The sequence below is a fragment of the Rhodanobacter sp. Root627 genome (genome assembly GCF_001427835.1).
Classification (GTDB): Bacteria; Pseudomonadota; Gammaproteobacteria; order Xanthomonadales; family Rhodanobacteraceae; genus Rhodanobacter; species Rhodanobacter ginsenosidimutans.
The window spans coordinates 91,865-109,374 of sequence record NZ_LMGW01000004.1 but is presented as its reverse complement, the minus strand read 5'-3'; the positions used below and the strand labels follow the sequence as shown (position 1 = coordinate 109,374).

Here is a 17,510-nt window from a genome sequence, read left to right as displayed (position 1 = left end):
CGCCGCTACTTCGCCTCCTTCTCCATCAGCTTGTCGACCATGTTGGCGGGCACTTCCTGGTAGTGGTCGAAGATCATCGAGAAGTTGCCGCGGCCGCTGGTGGCCGAGCGCAGGAAGTTGATGTAGCCAAACATCTCCGACAGCGGCACGAAGCCCTGCACGAAGGCCGACGTGCCTTTCTGGCCCTGCTCGGTGATGTTGCCGCGGCGGCGGTTGATGTCGCCGATGACGTCGCCCAGGTACGCCGCCTCGGTGACCACTTCCAGGCTCATGATCGGCTCCAGCAGTTTCGGCTTGCTGAGCCGCTGTGCCTCGCGGAAGCACTGGCGAGTGGCGATCTCGAATGCGAGTGCCGATGAATCGACGTCATGGTATTTGCCGTCGATCAGACGCGCCTTGAAATCCACCACTTCGTAGCCGGCGATCTGGCCTTCCTGCGATTCGGTCTTGATCGCGTGTTCGACCGCGGGGATGTACTCGCGCGGCACGCGGCCACCGACCACCTCGTCGGAGAAGACCACGCCCGAGCCCGGTTCGCCCGGCTCGAAGATGATCTTCACCTCGGCGAACTGGCCGGAGCCGCCGCTCTGCTTCTTGTGGGTGTAGGTGTGTTCGACGGCCTGGCCGAAGGCTTCGCGGAAGCTCACCCGCGGTTTGCCCATGCTCGCTTCCACGCCCAGTTCGGTGCGCATGCGGTCGATGGTGATTTCCAGGTGCAGCTCACCCATGCCCTTGAGCACGGTCTGGCCGGTTTCCTGGTCCACTTCCATGCGCAGCGAGGGATCGGCCTTGACCATCTTGTAGAGTGCGGTGGACAGCTTGTCGACGTCGTTGCGGCTCTTCGGCTCGACCGACACGCTGATCACCGGGTCGGGGAAGCGCATGCGTTCGAGCAGCGCCGGGTGCGCCGGATCGCTCAGCGAATCGCCGGTCTCGGTGTCCTTCATCGACACGAAGGCGCAGATGTCGCCGGCGCGGACCTCGTCGATTTCCTTGGTGTCGTCGGCCTGCACTTCGACGATGCGGCCCACGCGCTCCTTCTTGCCGCGGGTGACGTTGAGCAGGGTGTCGCCCTTCCTGATCACGCCGGAGTAGACGCGGCAGAAGGTGAGCGTGCCGAATTGGTCGTTGATCACCTTGAACGCCAGCGCGCGCGCGGGCGCGTCGTCGGTCACCGCCTGCTCGCCGACGACGTTGCCGTCTTCGTCGACCATCGCAATGCCACCGTTCTCGCCGGGGTAGGGCAGGTAATCGACCACGGCGTCCAGCAACTGCTGCACGCCCTTGTTCTTGTACGACGAGCCGCACAGCACCGGCACCAGTTCGCCGGTGACGGTGCCTTTGCGGATGCAGTGCTTCAGCAGCTCCGGGTCGAACTCACCGGTGTTGAGCAGGCGCTCGAAGGCGTCGTCGTCCAGCGCCAGCGCGCTTTCCAGCAGGTCCTGGCGCAGCTTGGGCAACTGCGCGATCCAGTCGTTGTCGGCGTCGGAGCCGAAGGTCAGGCGACCCTCCAGTTGTTCCAGCGGCACGCTCTCCCAGGCGCTGTCCTTGTCGTCGGAGGCCCAGATGTAGCCCACGCCGGCGACCAGATCGGCCATGCCCACGAATTCGTCACTGCTGCCCAGCGGCACCTGGCACAGCAGCGCGTTGGCGCCAAGGCGCTCGCGGATGCCTTTCACGCAGTGCGCAAAGTTGGCGCCGATGCGATCCATCTTGTTGACGTAGCACAGCCGCGGCACCTTGTACTGGTCGGCCAGGCGCCAATTGGTTTCGGTCTGCGGCTCCACGCCGGCGACGCCGTCGAACACCACCACGGCGCCATCGAGCACGCGCAGCGATCGGTTCACCTCGATGGTGAAGTCGACGTGTCCCGGGGTGTCGATGACGTTGATCTGGTGGCCCTTCCACACCGCCGACACCGCGGCCGACTGGATCGTGATGCCGCGCTTGCGCTCCTGCTCCATGTAGTCGGTGGTGGTGGAGCCCTTGCCGTCCTTGGTTTCGTGCGTGTTGACGATCTGGTGCTTCTTGCCCGTGTAGTACAGCACGCGTTCGGTGGTCGTCGTCTTGCCGGCGTCGATGTGGGCAATGATGCCGATGTTGCGATAGAGGGCGAGGGGTTTCTGGCGAGCCATGAGGTGCTCCAAAGGACGATGAACGCAGACAGACGAGTCACATGCCGCCGAGGCGCCGGGAATTCAAGAAAGGTGTGATCAGCGGCGGACGGAATGGCGTGAAGTTGCAGGATGGTTCCTCCCCTGCATGGCAGGGGAGGTCAGGAGGGGTTCGCTTGACCTTCAGATCAAGAGCGACCCCACCCCAGCCCTCCCCTGCAAACAGGGGAGGGAGTCAGGGCGGCAAGTCGCCAGTAACGCCGCGAAAGGTCACCACCAGCACGTCGCGGTGGGCCGGTTTGTCGGGATCAAGCGGGGTGACGGCGGTAACGCCGTGGAAAACCCGCGCATCGTCGACCAGCGCGGCATCCAGCGGCCGGGTGAGGGTGAAGCTGCCCAGTTCGTGGCGATCGGGCGCATGGATCGTGGTGGTGCCGCTGGCGATGTTCTGCCGGTCGATCAGCAGCACCAGCACATAGTCGACGCCGTCGCGATGCACACCCTCCGGCGTGGGTTCGCCATCCTCGCCGCGACGCGCCTCGATGCGGAACTGGTGCGTTTCGATATGCCAGTGCTTCGCGGCCGGTGCCAGCGAACCGAAGAAATCGCGGCAGAAATCCAGGATGCGATGCAGGCTGGCGCCGTCGGCCACCGCAGGCAGGATGGGGTCGAACCAGCGCTGGATGTCGCCCTGCAGATGGTTGTAACTGCGGCTCTGGAAATGCGGCTGGGCCGGCTGCCGCCGTATCTCGCCCTCGCGTTCCGCGGCAAAGGTGGCGTAGCGGCGGCGGCGATGGCGACCGCTGGCGGCGAGGTAGGTGTCCGGCGACAGATCGTTCCAGCTGTCCGCGAAAGCGTCCCAGTCGTCGAGCGCCTCGCCGTGCAGCAGCGTGCGCATCACCTGCGCGGTGACGAACGCAAACCCCTCGTCCCGCAAGTTGGCGTGCAAGGCGGGCAGATCGAGGGGATGGTTCATCGACGTAATTTAGCAGGGCCGGGGTGACGCGGCGATGGCTGTGTTCCCGCGAGCACCCGCCCCTCTCCTCAATCCTCTCCCCGCAGGGGAGAGGAGGCACGGCGCCTTCGCGCTTATCAACAGGCCTCAGCGCCGAAAGACGCCGTAATCCCCTCTCCCCTGCGGGGAGAGGGCAGGGAGAGGGGGACACGCTGCGGGAAAGCCACGACGGAGCGACCCGAAAAACCGAACCAAAAGCACCACCCCCACAAACCCGCGATAATGCGCGGATGACCTCCATGCAATTCGACCTCCAGGCCACCGATGGCGCCGCCCGCCGCGGCCAACTCCACTTCGCCCGCGGCACCGTGGAAACGCCGGCCTTCATGCCCGTGGGCACCTACGGTTCGGTCAAGGCGATGACCCCGCGCGACGTGCGCGAGACCGGCGCCGAGATCATCCTGGGCAATACCTTCCACCTGTTCCTGCGGCCGGGGCTGGAGATCGTCGGGAAGTTCGGCGGGCTGCACCGGTTCATCGGCTGGGACAAACCCATCCTCACCGATTCGGGCGGTTTCCAGGTTTTCTCGCTGGCGCACAAGCGCAAAATCACCGAGGAAGGGGTGATGTTCGCTTCGCCCGTGGATGGCTCGAAGGTGTTCCTGTCGCCCGAGGTGTCGATGCGGATCCAGACCACGCTGGATTCGGACATCGCGATGATCTTCGACGAATGCACGCCGTATCCGGCCGCAGAGAAGGTGGCCAGCGATTCGATGGAGCTGTCGCTGCGCTGGGCCGCGCGCTCGCGCCAGGCGTTCGATGACCTGCAACGTGCCAATTCAAAGCCGCCCAACGCCCTGTTCGGCATCGTGCAGGGCAGCGTGTACGAGAACCTGCGCCAGCGTTCCGCGGCGGGGCTGGTGGAGATCGGCTTCGACGGTTACGCCATCGGCGGCCTGGCGGTGGGCGAGACGGAGGACGAGCGCAACCACGCGCTGGACTTCACCGTGCCGCTGCTGCCGCGCGACAAGCCGCGCTACCTGATGGGCGTGGGGCGCCCGGAAGACATCGTGGAAGCCGTGCGTCGCGGCGTGGACATGTTCGATTGCGTGATGCCCACGCGCAACGCGCGCAACGGTTTCCTGTTCACCGCCGAAGGCACGCTGCGCATCCGCAATGCGAAGTTTGCCGGCGACATGCGGGTGATCGAGGAGGGCTGCGATTGCCATGCCTGCGCCAACGGTTTCAGCCGTGCCTACCTGCGCCACCTGGATCGCTGCAACGAGATCCTGGGCAGCCAGCTGGCCACCATGCACAACCTGCGCTACTACCAGCGGCTGATGGCTGGCTTGCGCGAGGCGATCGCGAACCGGACGCTGGACGCGTTCACGGCGGAGTTTTACGCACGGCGGCAGGGCGCGGCCGCGCTGTAGGAGCGGCTTCAGCCGCGACGCTTCTGCTTTGATCCAACGAAAGGCATCGCGACTGAAGTCGCTCCTACAAAAATCTCCGTCCCCCAGGCGGTGCGGCGAGCCCTTGCAACCGGCAATCGGCGCCCTCAGTAGGGTTCGGCGGGCCAGTTGACCGTGCCGGAAGGCGTCGTGCATGGCTCCGGGGCGCATGTCATAATCAATGATCTTTTATCAGGCGTTCAGCTGATTTGCCGGGCTGCGTCATCACTTGCGAGTTAAAACCATGAGTTTTCCGATTCCCCTGGTGATTGCCCAAGGAACAGCCCAGCCAGCCGGTGGCGGCGCGTCCATGATCATCATGATGGTGGTGCTGTTCGGCCTGATGTATTTCATGATGATCCGGCCGCAGATGAAGCGGCAGAAAGAGCATCGCGCGCTGATTTCGGGCCTGGCCAAGGGTGACGAGGTTGTCATGAATGGCGGCATCGCCGGCCGCGTGGACGAGGTGGGCGAGACCTTCCTCACGGTGGAGATCGCTGCCAACGTGAAGGTCAAGGTGCAGAAGAGCGCCGTACAGCAGGTGTTGCCGAAGGGCTCGCTGAAATCGGCTTGACCGCTGGTCCGCAACGCGCCGGTTCGATGCCGGCGCTTTCCCAACGATAGACGCTACCGCCGCGGCCGATGCCGCGGCTTTGATGGGTGCATGGCATGAGTGATTTCCCCCGCTGGAAGTACGCGCTGGTCGCGCTGGTGATGTTGTTTGGCGTCATCTACGCGCTGCCGAACGTGTTCCAGCCGATACCGGCCGTGCAGGTCACCGCTAACCGCGATGCACCGCCGATCGACGAGGCCGTGCGGCAGAAGGCCGCGGCAGCGCTGCAGCAGAAGCATGTCGTCGCCGGCGAGGTGCTCGTGTCGGAGGATGGCCACCTGCTGGCCACGTTCGCCAACAGTGACGTGCAGAAGACCGGCGCCGACGTGATCAAGGACGCGCTGGGCGACGGCTACACGGTAGCGTTCAAGCTGCAGCCGACGGTGCCGCGCTGGCTCACCGCCATCGGCGCCAACTCGATGCCGCTGGGCCTGGACTTGCAGGGTGGTGTGCACTTCCTGATGCAGGTCGATCAGGACGACGTGATCGACAAGCAGGAAACCAGCTACGCGGACGACATCCGCAACCTGATGCGCGAAAAGAAACTGCGCTACGTGTCGGCCAATCGCAACGCCGGGCGTGGCAACGGCATTGCCGTGGCATTCCGCACCGAGGCCGAGCGCAACACCGCGGCCGACGCGATGGCCGTGGCGTTTCCCGACCTCAACGTGACCAACGGGCCGGACACGGACGGCCACTTCGTGGTCACCGCCAAGGTCAAGCCGGACAAGCTGCGCGAGCTTGCCGCCAACACCATCAAGCAGAACCTGGGCACGCTGCGCAACCGCATCAACGCACTGGGCGTGTCCGAGCCGCTGATCCAGCAGCAGGGCGAAGACAAGATCGTGGTGGAGCTGGCCGGCGTGCAGGATCCGGCCGAGGCCAAGAAGCTGATTGGCGCCACCGCCACGCTGGAATACCGCGCCCAGGGCGGCTCCGACGCGCAGGCGGCGGAAGCGGCCCGCACCGGCAACGTACCGCCGGATGCGCGCCTGTATTACGAGCGCGGCACGGGGCGGCCGATCCTGCTGAGCAAGCGGGTCATCGCCACCGGTAATGAGTTGATCAACGCCACCTCGTCCTTCGATTCGCAGAGCGGTTCGCCCTCCGTGTCGGTGACACTGAACGCGACCGGCGCCAAGAAGATGCTGGACTTCACCAGCGGCAACGTCGGCAAGCGCATGGGCGTGGTCTACGTCGAGCGCGTCGTCGACACCAAGGTGGTCGACGGCAAGGAAGTACGCGTTCCCAAGATCACCCAGGAGGTGATCAACTACGCCACCATCAACGGCGTGTTCGGCAAGGATTTCCAGACCACCGGCCTGGGCAGCGCGAAGGAAGCTTCCGATCTGGCGTTGCTGCTGAAGGGCGGCGCGCTGGCCGCGCCCACCGACATCGTCGAGGAGCGCGTGATCGGTGCCAGCCTGGGCCAGGACAACATCGAGAAGGGCTTCAAGGCGGTGATCCTGGGCCTGGCGCTGGTGCTGCTGGCCGCCGCCTTCTACTACAAGCTGTTCGGTCTGGTGGCTGACGTCGCGCTGTTCTTCAACCTGGTGGTGTTGATCGCCATCATGTCGATGATCGGCGTGACCCTGACCATGCCCGGCGTGGCCGGCATCGTGCTGACGCTGGGTATGGCGATCGACGCCAACGTGTTGATCTGCGAACGCATACGTGAGGAATTACGCAACGGCTGTACGCCGCATGCGGCCATCCGCGCGGGTTACGAGAAGGCGTGGTCCACCATTCTGGATGCCAACGTCACCCACCTGATCGCCGCACTGGCGCTGACCACGATGGGCACCGGCGCGATCAAGGGTTTCGGCGTGACGCTGATGATCGGCATTCTGACCTCGCTGTTCACCTCGGTGACGCTGACCCACGCGTTCACCGCGCTGATCCACGGCCACCGCAAGCTCAAGACGCTGTCGGTCTAAGGAATCGTCATGGAAATTTTCAATCACGACAGCAACATCCACTTCCTGGGGATGCGCAAGTACACCGTCGCCATCGCCATTTTCCTGATGGTGGCTTCGGTGGCGCTGATTGCCACCAAGGGCCTCAATTACGGCCTGGATTTCACCGGCGGCGTCTCGATGGTGGTGGACTACGACCAGCCGGTGGAGATCGCCGACGTGCGAGCGGCGCTGGAAAAGGGCGGCCTCGACCATGCCGTGGTGCAGGCCCTGGGTGGCACCCGCGAGGTGTCGATCCGCATGCAGCCCAAGGATGATCCGGCCGCCTTGCAAAGCGCCGATGGCAAGGTCAACCTGGACCGCATCGCCGCCGACGTCACCCGCACGCTGCAGGCTGCGCGCCCGGACGCCAAGCTGAAGAGCCGCGACTACGTGGGCTCGGAAGTCGGTGCCGAATTGCGCAGCGACGGCACGGTGGCTGCGATCTTCGTGATCCTGGGCATCATGGCCTACCTGTGGATCCGCTTCGAACGCCGCTTCGCGATCGCGGCGGTGATCACCGAAGTGCACGACACGCTGGTGACGCTGGGCATCCTGGCGCTGGTGCAGCGCGAGTTCGACATGACCGTGCTGGCCTCGGTGCTGGCGGTGATCGGCTACTCCATCAACGACAAGGTGGTGGTGTTTGACCGCATCCGCGAGCTGTTCCGCCTGGCGCGCAAGGCCGAGCCGGAGGAGATCCTCAACCGCTCGATCAACAACACCCTGTCGCGCACCATCATCACCTCGCTGTTCACCGGTATCACGATGGGCGCGTTGTACTTCTACGGTGGCCCGGTGGTGCACGGCTTCGCCATCACCATGCTGATCGGCATCGTGGTCGGCACCTTGTCGTCCATCTTCGTCGCCAGCCCGATCCTGCTGTGGCTGGGCGTGTCGAAGAAGGACCTGATGCCCGTCACCAAGGAAAACCCGGAGCTGGCGCGGCGCCCCTGAGGTCACCCCAATCCGCAAAAAAAACGGTACCAGCAGGTGCCGTTTTTTTTTGGGGGGTTTCCTGTAGGAGCGGCTTCAGCCGCGATGCTCTCGTTTCGAAGCCCGGGACAAGGGCATCGCGGCTGAAGCCGCTCCCACATTCAAGGTGGGGTTCATTCCAGCAAGCGCTTTCCATAGGCGAAATGATCGCCCCAGTACGGCCCGTCCAGGTCATCCAGGCGTACCGTGCCGCCGCTGTTGGGCGCGTGCACGAAGCGGCCCTTGCCGACATACACGCCGACATGGCTGATCGCGCCCCCGATGTCGAAAAACACCAGGTCGCCGCTGGCCAGCTGCGTCATGCGGTTGACCTTGCGGCCCTGCATGGTGGACATGGCATGCGACGTGCGCGGCAGGGAAATACCGGTGGCGGCGCGGTAGATGTAATCGACCAGCCCGCTGCAATCGAACCCGCTGTCGGGGGTATTCCCGCCCCAGCGGTAAGGCGTGCCGACGAGGCCGATGGCCCGGAACAGCACGTCGTTGGCCTCGCCCGCGCTGGCCGCCGACGGCGCGCGCGGCGGCAGGTCGGCGAGCGCGGAATGCGAGGTCTTGAAGGTGGGTTGGCGTTTGTGTGGTGTGCTGGCGCAGGCGACCAGCAGCAACGCCATGCCGCCCAGCAATCCGTAGCGCACGGCACGCCATGGCAATGGTGCGACAGCGTGGCAGACGTTTGGCTCAGGATTCACGGGAGCCCCTCGGTGGCGACGATCTCGAGGTTATCAAATCAACCACTTGGAAGGAAGTTGTGAGAAACAAGACGAATTTTGCGATATCGGGAACGGCAGCCACCGTCGTCATCGCTAACGCGGCCGTACTTCGACGAATTTGTCGGACAGCGTGTTGCCGTTGATGCCCCAGGCCCGCAGGCGGTAGCGACCGGGGCGCAGGTAGAGCTTGGTCACGGTGTCGCCCTGCAGGAAGGCGTAGCGATCGGCGGCGATGGCGTCATCCGGCTCGTCCGGATAGTGCGCGTCGACGACACAGGGCACGACCGCCTTGCACAGCGCGGTGTTGATGTTCAGTGGGCGTCGCTCGCCGTCCAACGTCAGCCATGGCGGTCGCTGCGCATTGACCTCGTGCGCCAGCATCGGCAGGGCGCGCGTGGTGTTGTGGATCATCGTCCAGGTTTGGGTGTAGCCGCTTTCGACGGCGCCCATGCCCGAGGCCGGCAGGATCACGTTGATATCGTACTGATCGGGGTGCGCGCTCCAGGCATGGCCGTCGGCGCGGTTGAGCAGCGCGGTCGGCCCGGTCGGTTCGAAGCGTGTCACCAGTTGCTGGTAGGCCTCGTCCGGTTCGGCGGGAATCTGTTCGCGAAACTGGGTCTGGTCGACTGACAGCGGCACCAGGCCGGTCAGTTTCTGCAGGCGCATCGCCATCGAATCGATCGCGCCCAGCCGCCCGCGCGCCTTGTCGATGTGGGCGTAACCCGCGTGCACGAACAACTTGGCTGCCGGATCGTGCGCAAAAACCTTCTTGTAGAGGTTTTTTGCCTGCCCGGTTTCGCGCGCCTGACCCTTGGCGCCCTCGGTGTCATAGGCGACCACGGTGAACCCGAGTCGCAGCGCCTGGCGCACGATCTCGCCGTAAAGTGGCTCATGCAGGTAGTCGCTGCCGTCGGTTTTCAGCGGGTAGCCGCGTTTGGCCAGATCGCGGTCCTCACCCAGCGCCTCCACCGCGAAATAATCGAAGCCCAGGGCGCGCAGTCGTGGCAGCAGTGCCAGTGTCAACTCGCGCGTGTGCGCATCGTGGTGGGCTTCGTTGACCATCACGATGCGCCGGTCGGTGGCCAGCCCGGCAACCACATCGACGGCGCTGGCGGCCTTCCATGCGTCGGTCGTTGGCAGCGTGGTATCGGCCGGCACGTGGCTTTTCAGCGGAAAGTCGCGCACCGCCTCGTTGTAGAACCCCAGTTCGTTCTCGACCGAGGCGAACATCTGCATCGCCAGCTGTCGTTCGTGCGGTGCGAATTGCGGCATCACCTTGAGCACGTAGACGTAGCGGGCCAGATCGTTCGGCTGCTCGTTGAGCGTGCGGAAAAACGTGATTTCGGACGCGCTGAACGACTGCGCGAACAGCGGCGCGGCCGCCAGCAGCGCCATGCAGCCGATGGCGGATATCGAGCGTATTTGCATGCGCAAGCCTCCGGACTTTTTCGAGAGCCTGCACGCGGCAGGCACGTTGGGCAAGCTGCGCGCCAGCATTGCGCGTCGTTCCGTGCGGCCGGGGTGCCCCGTGGGTGCCAGGGGGATTTTTACCGTGGCGATCGCGTTGACGCCACGATCCCGGCCGGCAGGCGACACTTCCTGCATCTTTCCAGGAAAAACATCATGGCGTCCCATCCTGACTTGATCGTGCTCGGCGCCGGCTCCGGCGGGCTGGCAACATCATTTCGCGCCGCGGAGCATGGCGCGCGCGTGGCGCTGGTCGATCCGGCCGAGTTGGGCGGCACCTGCGTGCATCGTGGTTGCGTGCCGAAGAAGGCGCTGTGGTTCGCGGCGCAATGGGAGCAGGCGCAGCGGCTCGCCGCCGCGGTGGGTTTTGCGACCCAACCCGGGCCGCTGGACTGGGCGCGTTTCCGCACGGTGCGGGCGCGCTACATCGACGGGATCGAGCAGCGCTACGGCGAGCGGCTGCAGCGGGCGAACGTGCAGCGGTTCCGGCAGCGGGCGCGGTTTGCCGGGCCGGACGTGGTCGAACTCGCCGACGGCACCCGCCTGCAGGCGCCGCACATCGTGATTGCCACCGGCGGCCGGCCACGCACGTTGTCGTTGCCGGGTTTCGATCTGGGCATGGTGTCGGACGACGTCTTTGCGCTGTCGACCTGCCCGCGCCGCGTCGCGATCGTGGGCGGCGGCTACATCGCGGTGGAGTTTGCCGGCCTGCTGCAGGCACTGGGCAGCGAAGTGACGGTGCTGGCGCGCGAACGACTGCTGCAGGGTTTCGACGACGAACTGGTGCAGGCGTTGGCGGCGCACATGCACGCGCAGGGCATTGACGTGCACTACAACACCGACGTGACGGCGGCCCGCCGCACGGACGCCGGCATCCTGCTGGACGACGCACCGGCCGGCGTGGTCGGCCCCTTTGACGCGCTGCTGTGGGCGGTGGGCCGCGTGCCCAATACCGACGACCTGGGCCTGGCGGCCGTGGGTGTCGATACCGACGAGCGGGGCCGCGTGCGGGTCGACGCGCGGCAGAAAACCAGCGTGGAGGGCATCCTGGCGATCGGCGACGCCAGCACCGACAGGGCGCTGACGCCGGTCGCCGTGGCGGCGGGGCGCCATCTCGCGGATCGCCTGTTCGGTGGCCAGCCCGATGCGCAGTTCGATGGCGAGAACATTCCCAGCGTGCTGTTCAGCAAGCCGCCGCTGGGCACGGTGGGCATGACCGAGGCGCAAGCGCGCCGGCAGCACGGCGATCAGGTGGTGGTCTATCGCAGCCGCTTCACGCCGATGCAATGGTCACTGGCCGGCGAGCAGGGGCAGAGCCTGATGAAGCTGGTCTGCGTGGGTGCCGAGGAGCGTGTGGTCGGCATCCATGCGTTGGGTCCCGGCGCGGACGAGATGCTGCAGGGATTTGCCGTGGCGTTGAAGGCGGGTTTGCGCAAGCGCGACCTGGACGCCACGCTGGCGATCCATCCCACTTCGGCGGAAGAACTGGTGTTGATGCGTTGAGTACCATGGCGGCTATGGACACTTTTACCTTGCGTCGCGGCCGCGTGCCGCTGCTGATCAGCCTGCCGCACGACAGCAGTTTCATTCCCCCCGCCATCGCCGCGCGCATGCGGCCATCGGCGCACCGTTCGCCGGATACCGACTGGCACGTGGGGCGGTTGTACGAACCGCTGGCGCAGGTGCTGGACGCCAGCGTGTTGCGCCCGCTGGCGTCGCGTTACGTGGTCGACCTCAATCGCCCCGCCGATGGCCATGCGCTGTACCCGGGTCAGCGCGAAACCGGCTTGGTGCCGTTGATCGGCTTCGATGGCGAACCGCTGTACACCGCGGCCGAGCCGGTCGATGCGGCGGAAGTGCAACAACGCATCGATGACTACTGGCGCCCGTATCACCAGGCGCTGGCCGACGAGCTGGCGCGGTTGCACGCGGCGCACGGCCGCGTGGTGCTGTGGGAAGGCCACTCGATCCGCAGCGAGGTGCCTATGCTGTTCGAAGGCCGCTTGCCGGATTTCAACCTCGGCACGGCCGCCGGCGCCAGCTGCAGTCCTGCTTTGCAGGCGCAGCTCGAAGCGTGCCTGGCCGCGCAAACGTGCTTCAGCGTGGCGGTCAACGGGCGCTTCCAGGGTGGCTACATCACCCGCCATTACGGTGCCCCGGCAAGCGGCGTGCAGGCGGTGCAACTGGAGCTGGCGCAGCGTCACTACATGGACGAGCAGACGTTCGCCTACGATGAGGCGAAGGCGCCGGCGGTGCAGCAGCTGATCGAGAAACTGCTGCGGATCTGCCTGGTGTAAGTCGTCAGCGGCGGATGGTTCAGGGCGCGGATGCGCCGATCGCGGCCACGCACTTCAGTTCGATGGCGATGGGCGTGGGCAGGGAGGTGACGCCCAGCGTGGTGCGGCAGGCGTCCACGCCGGCGAAGTATTCCGCGTAGAGGCGGTTATACGCGGCGAAGTCACGTTCCATGTCGGTGAGGAACACGGTGACGTCGACCAGGTCGGTCCAGGCTGCGCCACTAGCTTCCAGTACGGCGCGCACGTTGGCGAACACCTGGTGGCACTGCGCTTCGAAGTCGTAGCCGGTCAGCCGCCCGGCCGCATCGTGGACGTTGCCCGGTATGACATTGTCGCCCGGCTGGCGCGGGCCCACGCCGGACAGGAACAGCAGGTTGCCGACGCGTCGCGCGTGCGGGTACGCACCGACGGGCGCGGGTGCGGTGTCGGTGCGTACGATGCCGCTCACGCCGGGGCTTTCCAGCGCTCGGCCAGGTTCACCAGCGAGCGCTCGTAGGACTCGCGCGATTGCTCGTGCCCGCGCACATCGAGGCCCAGGTCCTGGATGCAGCCGTCGTCCAGGCCGTAGATCCAGGCGTGCACCGCCAGTTCCTGGCCGCGATCCCAGGCCTCGCGTACCACCGTGGTGCGGCACACGTTGAGCGCCTGCTCGATCGCGTTCAGTTCGCACAGGCGCGCATGGCGTATCGCGAAGGCCTCGGCGGAGTCGAGCTTGTCGGTGTGCTTCATCGCGATGTCGTCGATGTGTCGCAGCCAGTTGTCGATCAGGCCCAGGTGCGACTGCTTGAGCACCGCACCCACGCCACCGCAGCCGTAATGGCCCACCACCAGGATGTGCTTGACCTTGAGCACGTCCACCGCGAACTGGATGGTGCTCAGTGCGTTGAGGTCGGTGTGCACCACCACGTTTGCCACGTTGCGGTGGACGAAGATCTCGCCCGGTGGCAGGTCCACGATCTGGGTGGCCGGCACGCGCGAGTCGGAGCAGCCGATCCACAGGTATTTCGGTGCCTGCTGTTGCGCCAGCTTCTCGAAGAAGTCCGGTTCCTGGGCGGTGACGTTCGCGGCCCAGCGCCGGTTGCTGGCGAGCAGATCTTTCAGTGAGTTCATCGATGGTCCTGTGCAGTGTTCAAAAGTGTATGCAGATGTTTTTGGGCTCGGTGAAGAAGTGCAGCGCGTCGTTGCCGCCTTCGCGGCCCAGGCCCGATTGGCCCATGCCGCCGAACGGCGTACGCAGGTCGCGCAACAGCCAGCAATTGATCCAGACGATGCCGAAGGCCAGCGCGCCGGCCAGCCGATGCGCGCGCGACAGGTCCTGCGTCCACAGCGAGGCCGCCAGGCCGTAGCGGCTGTCGTTGGCGATCGCCATCGCCTCGGCCTCGTCCTCGAACGGGATCAGGCTGACCACCGGACCGAAGATCTCCTGCTGGTTCGTCGCCGTAGCGTTTCCCAGCCCTTCGATCACCGTGGGCGCGATGAACCAGCCTTCGGCGCAGCGGCCGGGCAGCCGCACAGCGTCACCGCCGCAAAGCACGCGGCCGCCTTCGGCGCGGGCCTGCGCGATGCAGCCCAGCACCTTGTCGTGGTGGGCCTTCGAGACCATCGCGCCCAGGTCGCTGTCCGCGTCATCCGGGTCGCCCACGCGCAGCGCCTGGACGCGCGCCAGATAGCGGCTGCGGAACCCGTCGTAGATCGATCGCTGCACCAGCAAGCGCGAGCCGCACAGGCAGATTTCGCCCTGGTTGGCGAAGCCCGAGCGCACGATGGTGTCCATGTTGGCGTCCGACAGATCGGCGTCCGTGAACACGATGGCCGGATTCTTGCCGCCCATCTCCAGCGACACCTTCTTGAACTGCGGCGCCGCGGCGGCAGCGATCGCCGCGCCGGTGGCGGTGCTGCCGGTGAAGGAGATCGCGCGGACCTGCGGGTGTTCGACCAGCGCCTGGCCCACGGTAGGGCCGCGGCCCTGCACGATGTTCAGCACGCCGGCGGGAAAGCCCGCCTCGATGCTCAGCTCGCCCAGAAGCGCGGCGGTGCAGGGCGTGATTTCCGAGGGTTTGGCCACCACCGTATTGCCGGCCGCCAGCGCGGGCGCGATCTTCCAGCTGAACAGGTACAGCGGCAGGTTCCACGGGCTGATGCAGGCGACCACGCCCAGTGGCTGGCGCAAGGTGTAGTTGATGGCGCCGCTGCCCGGCACGCCGCTTTCCATGGCGTGCGATTCGCTGCCCCAGCTGGTGATGGCGGCGGCGAAGTGGCGCAGGTTGCTGACCGCGCGGGGGATGTCCAGGCGACGGGCCAGCGCCACGGGCTTGCCGCTGTCGCGCGATTCCAGCACGGCGAATTCCTCCAGCCGTGCCTCGATCAGTGCGGCCAGCCGCAACAGCAGGGCGGCGCGCTGCTCGATCGGGGTGGCGGCCCATGCCGGCGCAGCCGCGCTGGCCGCCGCCACGGCGGCGTCGACGTCACGCGCATCGGAATCGGGGCATCGGGCGAACACCTGGCCGGTGGCCGGCTCGTGCACATCCAGCCATCGATCGATGAGCGGTGCCTGCAGGCGACCGTCGATCAGATTGGCTAATTGCAGCGATGGCATCCGCCAAGCTTACGTCCAGCGGCCCGCAATTGCACCGAACGCGGGCGTATGCAACGGCCGTGAAGCCGCGGCACCAGGGCATTTTTCCGCTACAGCGAGCGGGTGCGGCCACCGTCCACCGGCAGGTTGATGCCGGTGATGTAGCTGGCGGCGGGCGAGGCCAGAAAGGCGACCGCCGCGGCGGTTTCGGCGGGGTCGGCGAAGCGGCCCATCGGGATCGCCGCCGCCATCGCCTGCTGCACGTCGCGCGTGCTGCGGCCGCTGGCCTGCGCTTTTGCCGCCACGATCTGCGCAATGCGCGGCGTATCGGTGGAGCCGGGCAACACGTTGTTGACGGTGATGCCGTCGGCGGCCACTTCGCCCGCCAGCGTCTTGGCCCAGTTCGCCACCGCGCCACGCGTGGCGTTCGATACGCCGATGCCCGCGATCGGCTCCTTCACCGAGGTGGAGATGATGTTGACGATGCGGCCCCAGCCTGCCGCACGCATGCCGGGCAACACGGCCTGCGCCAGCGTGTGGTTGGCCAGCAAGTGCCGGCGGTAGGCATCGAGAAAGGCGGCCGGTTCGGCGGTGGCGATGTCGCCTGGCGGCGGACCACCGCTGTTGTTGATGAGGATGTGCACCGGATGCGCCGCCACCAGCTCGTCGGCCTGGCGGCGCAGCGTGTCGGTATCGGCCACGTCGGCGACCAGGAAACCGTGTCGTTGCGCGGCGTGGCTGCGCGGCAGTTCGTTCGCCAGCGCAGCCAGCACATCGGCGCGCCGCGCCAGCACCGTCACATCGGCGCCCAGCAGCGCCAGCTCGATGGCGCAGGCCCGGCCGATGCCTTGCGATGCACCGCAAACCAGTGCGTGGCGTCCCGTCAGATCAAGTTGCATCGGCGTTCTCCCTCGGGGCGTGGGACGCCCGTCGATTAAGGCGACGCTGATTAAGTATCGCCGCCGTCATGATGACTGGAAGGCCCGCAGGTGGTGTTGCGTGGCGCCGGCAAGACTGGCCGTCTTGCCAAGCCGCGCGGCATCGCCTGCGGGCCTTCCAGTCATCACCTCATCATTTCAAATTCAACCGGTTGAGGCCCATCCTCTCTGTCCGCACACCTTCGGCCCGCCGCCTCGACAGACGGCCAGTCTGCCTTCGCCGACGGTCCTGTGGTCTGCGAACAGAGAGGGTGGGTGACGGCGGTGATACTTAATCAGCGTCGCCTTAATGCAGCAACAGACGCATCGCCAGCGCGCCAAGCCAGCACAACCAGCCCAGCCAGGGGCTGTAACGCCAGATGGCGCGCCAGCGGTTGATGGATGCGTCTTCCAGCGCCGGCAGGGCGGGCGAGCGCAGCGCGTATTGCATGCGCATCCAGGTGCGCATCGCGCCGGCCTTGCCGTTTTCCGGTTCGGCGATGATTTTCCACTGCTGCGGGTAGCGCTGGCGCAGCAAGGCAGCCACCCGGAAATGGGCGGCGTACGAGAGCACGAACAGCGCGACGCCGGCGAGCAGCAAACCGAGATAGAGGACGATCACGGGCTGCGGGCCCGATCGCCATTGTCACCGTGGTTGCTGTCGCCAGCGTCATGGCTCCATGGTGTGGGCAGCGCGGTGCGCAAGGTGCTCAACACGCCGTTGCCCTCGGGCGCCTTCTTGCAGATCGCGTTGTCTATGGCCTTGGCATAGGTGGTGTTCATCATGCCGACCCACAGCGTGCCGTCCGGCCCGTGCGGCACGCTGAAGCTGCCGGCGGAGTTCATGTTCAAGGTGGCCTTGGTGCTGAAGGCGGCGGGTGATTGTTCCCAGTAGGTCTGCCCCGACTGCTGCGCGGCAGAGCTGTAGACCAGCAGGTAGCGCGCCTTGTCGCTGCCTACTTCCAGGCTGCCAAACGCGCCGGTGGTTTCCTCGCCCCAGCCCATGTGTTCGCACAGGTCGATGTCCTTGGAGCGGATCGGCTGGAAGCCGCCATCCAGCAGCACGATGGTCGGTGCAAACAGATAGCTGCTGTGCAGCCAGCGACCGTTCAATTCGGATTTCAGCGCTACCCGGTACGGCAGCTTGGCGTCCGCGGGCAGTCGGAATGCCAGGAAATAACTGTGCGCGCCGTTGAGGTTGGCCACCATGCCGCCGCTGCCCAGCGTGAATTTCTGCGGCTGCCACGGCAGCATGCGCTGGTAGGAAAAGTCGGCAAAACTGCTGCAGCACGGGGTCGCCTGCAGCAGGCGTTGCATCGCTTCGTCACGGGTGTTGCCGGTATCCGTCGACGGCCGGAGGTTGGGCGGCAGCAGCGTTTTCACGCTGTGGCAACCGGCCAGCAGGACGCCGAGGAACAAGGCAAGCAGCAGGGGCAATCGATGGGTCATGGCCAGTCGTT

At 66.1% G+C, this 17,510-nt stretch carries 16 protein-coding genes; 6 read left to right on the top strand and 10 right to left on the bottom strand.

Annotated elements, in window-relative coordinates; translation table 11 throughout:
* Nucleotides 1-5 precede the first annotated feature (5 nt).
* On the bottom strand, nt 6-2,135 hold the full coding sequence (fusA, locus tag ASD68_RS15260; protein ID WP_056608286.1) for an elongation factor G: 2,130 nt from the start codon (nt 2,133-2,135) through the stop codon (nt 6-8).
* A 214-nt stretch (nt 2,136-2,349) separates the two neighbouring features.
* Nucleotides 2,350-3,090: a 2OG-Fe dioxygenase family protein gene (locus ASD68_RS15255; protein WP_056608283.1), complete on the bottom strand. Its 741-nt coding sequence runs from the start codon at nt 3,088-3,090 to the stop codon at nt 2,350-2,352.
* A 269-nt stretch (nt 3,091-3,359) separates the two neighbouring features.
* Here ASD68_RS15255 and tgt point away from each other — a divergent pair, with 269 nt between their 5' ends.
* The 4 genes from tgt (at nt 3,360) to secF (ending at nt 8,045) form a co-directional block, all read left to right on the top strand.
* Complete coding sequence (tgt, locus tag ASD68_RS15250) at nt 3,360-4,502, top strand: tRNA guanosine(34) transglycosylase Tgt (RefSeq protein WP_200945425.1); 1,143 nt, start codon at nt 3,360-3,362, stop codon at nt 4,500-4,502.
* A gap of 262 nt (nt 4,503-4,764) precedes the next feature.
* Nucleotides 4,765-5,094, top strand: coding sequence for a preprotein translocase subunit YajC (yajC, locus tag ASD68_RS15245; protein ID WP_056608280.1), 330 nt, complete (start codon nt 4,765-4,767; stop codon nt 5,092-5,094).
* A gap of 95 nt (nt 5,095-5,189) precedes the next feature.
* Nucleotides 5,190-7,070, top strand: coding sequence for a protein translocase subunit SecD (gene secD, locus ASD68_RS15240; RefSeq protein WP_056608277.1), 1,881 nt, complete (start codon nt 5,190-5,192; stop codon nt 7,068-7,070).
* A gap of 9 nt (nt 7,071-7,079) precedes the next feature.
* Nucleotides 7,080-8,045 carry a protein translocase subunit SecF gene (gene secF, locus ASD68_RS15235; protein ID WP_056085365.1) on the top strand — a complete coding sequence of 322 codons (966 nt, stop codon included), beginning with the start codon at nt 7,080-7,082 and terminating at the stop codon, nt 8,043-8,045.
* A 152-nt stretch (nt 8,046-8,197) separates the two neighbouring features.
* Here secF and ASD68_RS15230 read toward each other — a convergent pair whose 3' ends face one another.
* Both ASD68_RS15230 and ASD68_RS15225 read right to left on the bottom strand, forming a co-directional pair.
* Nucleotides 8,198-8,695: a C40 family peptidase gene (locus ASD68_RS15230; protein ID WP_235578773.1), complete on the bottom strand. Its 498-nt coding sequence runs from the start codon at nt 8,693-8,695 to the stop codon at nt 8,198-8,200.
* Nucleotides 8,696-8,887: 192 nt separating this feature from the next.
* Nucleotides 8,888-10,222 carry a hypothetical protein gene (locus ASD68_RS15225; RefSeq protein ID WP_056608275.1) on the bottom strand — a complete coding sequence of 445 codons (1,335 nt, stop codon included), beginning with the start codon at nt 10,220-10,222 and terminating at the stop codon, nt 8,888-8,890.
* Nucleotides 10,223-10,417: 195 nt separating this feature from the next.
* Here ASD68_RS15225 and gorA point away from each other — a divergent pair, with 195 nt between their 5' ends.
* Together gorA and hutG are read left to right on the top strand one after the other, a co-directional pair.
* The gene (gorA, locus tag ASD68_RS15220; protein ID WP_056608272.1) at nt 10,418-11,764 is read left to right on the top strand and encodes a glutathione-disulfide reductase; all 1,347 of its coding nucleotides are present in this window, start codon (nt 10,418-10,420) and stop codon (nt 11,762-11,764) included.
* Between the two features lie 14 nt (nt 11,765-11,778).
* Complete coding sequence (hutG, locus tag ASD68_RS15215) at nt 11,779-12,558, top strand: N-formylglutamate deformylase (RefSeq protein WP_056608269.1); 780 nt, start codon at nt 11,779-11,781, stop codon at nt 12,556-12,558.
* Nucleotides 12,559-12,577: 19 nt separating this feature from the next.
* On the opposite strand, the gene ASD68_RS15210 is transcribed toward hutG, so the two are convergent.
* From ASD68_RS15210 to ASD68_RS15185, 6 genes are all read right to left on the bottom strand, one after another.
* Nucleotides 12,578-13,006 carry a Rid family hydrolase gene (locus ASD68_RS15210; RefSeq protein WP_056608266.1) on the bottom strand — a complete coding sequence of 143 codons (429 nt, stop codon included), beginning with the start codon at nt 13,004-13,006 and terminating at the stop codon, nt 12,578-12,580.
* Nucleotides 13,003-13,668, bottom strand: coding sequence for a carbonate dehydratase (can, locus tag ASD68_RS15205; protein ID WP_056085359.1), 666 nt, complete (start codon nt 13,666-13,668; stop codon nt 13,003-13,005). Before can ends, ASD68_RS15210 begins: the two co-directional genes overlap by 4 nt.
* A gap of 19 nt (nt 13,669-13,687) precedes the next feature.
* Nucleotides 13,688-15,154: an aldehyde dehydrogenase gene (locus tag ASD68_RS15200; protein WP_200945424.1), complete on the bottom strand. Its 1,467-nt coding sequence runs from the start codon at nt 15,152-15,154 to the stop codon at nt 13,688-13,690.
* Nucleotides 15,155-15,243: 89 nt separating this feature from the next.
* Nucleotides 15,244-16,032, bottom strand: coding sequence for an SDR family oxidoreductase (locus ASD68_RS15195; protein WP_056085357.1), 789 nt, complete (start codon nt 16,030-16,032; stop codon nt 15,244-15,246).
* A 325-nt stretch (nt 16,033-16,357) separates the two neighbouring features.
* Complete coding sequence (locus ASD68_RS15190; protein ID WP_056085355.1) at nt 16,358-16,672, bottom strand: hypothetical protein; 315 nt, start codon at nt 16,670-16,672, stop codon at nt 16,358-16,360.
* The gene (locus ASD68_RS15185) at nt 16,669-17,499 is read right to left on the bottom strand and encodes a MalM family protein (RefSeq protein ID WP_056085353.1); all 831 of its coding nucleotides are present in this window, start codon (nt 17,497-17,499) and stop codon (nt 16,669-16,671) included. The genes ASD68_RS15190 and ASD68_RS15185 overlap by 4 nt, the downstream gene beginning before the upstream one ends.
* Between the last annotated feature and the right edge of the window lie 11 nt (nt 17,500-17,510).

What these genes read in the sequence shown, in the direction of transcription:
- ASD68_RS15255 (WP_056608283.1), bottom strand. Translation starts at nt 3,090, where the DNA reads ATGAACCATCCCCTCGATCTGCCCGCCTTGCACGCCAACTTGCGGGAC.
- ASD68_RS15225 (WP_056608275.1), bottom strand. Translation starts at nt 10,222, where the DNA reads ATGCAAATACGCTCGATATCCGCCATCGGCTGCATGGCGCTGCTGGCG.
- can (WP_056085359.1), bottom strand. Translation starts at nt 13,668, where the DNA reads ATGAACTCACTGAAAGATCTGCTCGCCAGCAACCGGCGCTGGGCCGCG.
- ASD68_RS15200 (WP_200945424.1), bottom strand. Translation starts at nt 15,154, where the DNA reads ATGCCATCGCTGCAATTAGCCAATCTGATCGACGGTCGCCTGCAGGCA.
- secF (WP_056085365.1), top strand. Translation starts at nt 7,080, where the DNA reads ATGGAAATTTTCAATCACGACAGCAACATCCACTTCCTGGGGATGCGC.
- yajC (WP_056608280.1), top strand. Translation starts at nt 4,765, where the DNA reads ATGAGTTTTCCGATTCCCCTGGTGATTGCCCAAGGAACAGCCCAGCCA.
- tgt (WP_200945425.1), top strand. Translation starts at nt 3,360, where the DNA reads ATGACCTCCATGCAATTCGACCTCCAGGCCACCGATGGCGCCGCCCGC.
- gorA (WP_056608272.1), top strand. Translation starts at nt 10,418, where the DNA reads ATGGCGTCCCATCCTGACTTGATCGTGCTCGGCGCCGGCTCCGGCGGG.
- secD (WP_056608277.1), top strand. Translation starts at nt 5,190, where the DNA reads ATGAGTGATTTCCCCCGCTGGAAGTACGCGCTGGTCGCGCTGGTGATG.
- ASD68_RS15195 (WP_056085357.1), bottom strand. Translation starts at nt 16,032, where the DNA reads ATGCAACTTGATCTGACGGGACGCCACGCACTGGTTTGCGGTGCATCG.
- hutG (WP_056608269.1), top strand. Translation starts at nt 11,779, where the DNA reads ATGGACACTTTTACCTTGCGTCGCGGCCGCGTGCCGCTGCTGATCAGC.
- ASD68_RS15230 (WP_235578773.1), bottom strand. Translation starts at nt 8,695, where the DNA reads ATGGCGTTGCTGCTGGTCGCCTGCGCCAGCACACCACACAAACGCCAA.
- ASD68_RS15185 (WP_056085353.1), bottom strand. Translation starts at nt 17,499, where the DNA reads ATGACCCATCGATTGCCCCTGCTGCTTGCCTTGTTCCTCGGCGTCCTG.
- fusA (WP_056608286.1), bottom strand. Translation starts at nt 2,135, where the DNA reads ATGGCTCGCCAGAAACCCCTCGCCCTCTATCGCAACATCGGCATCATT.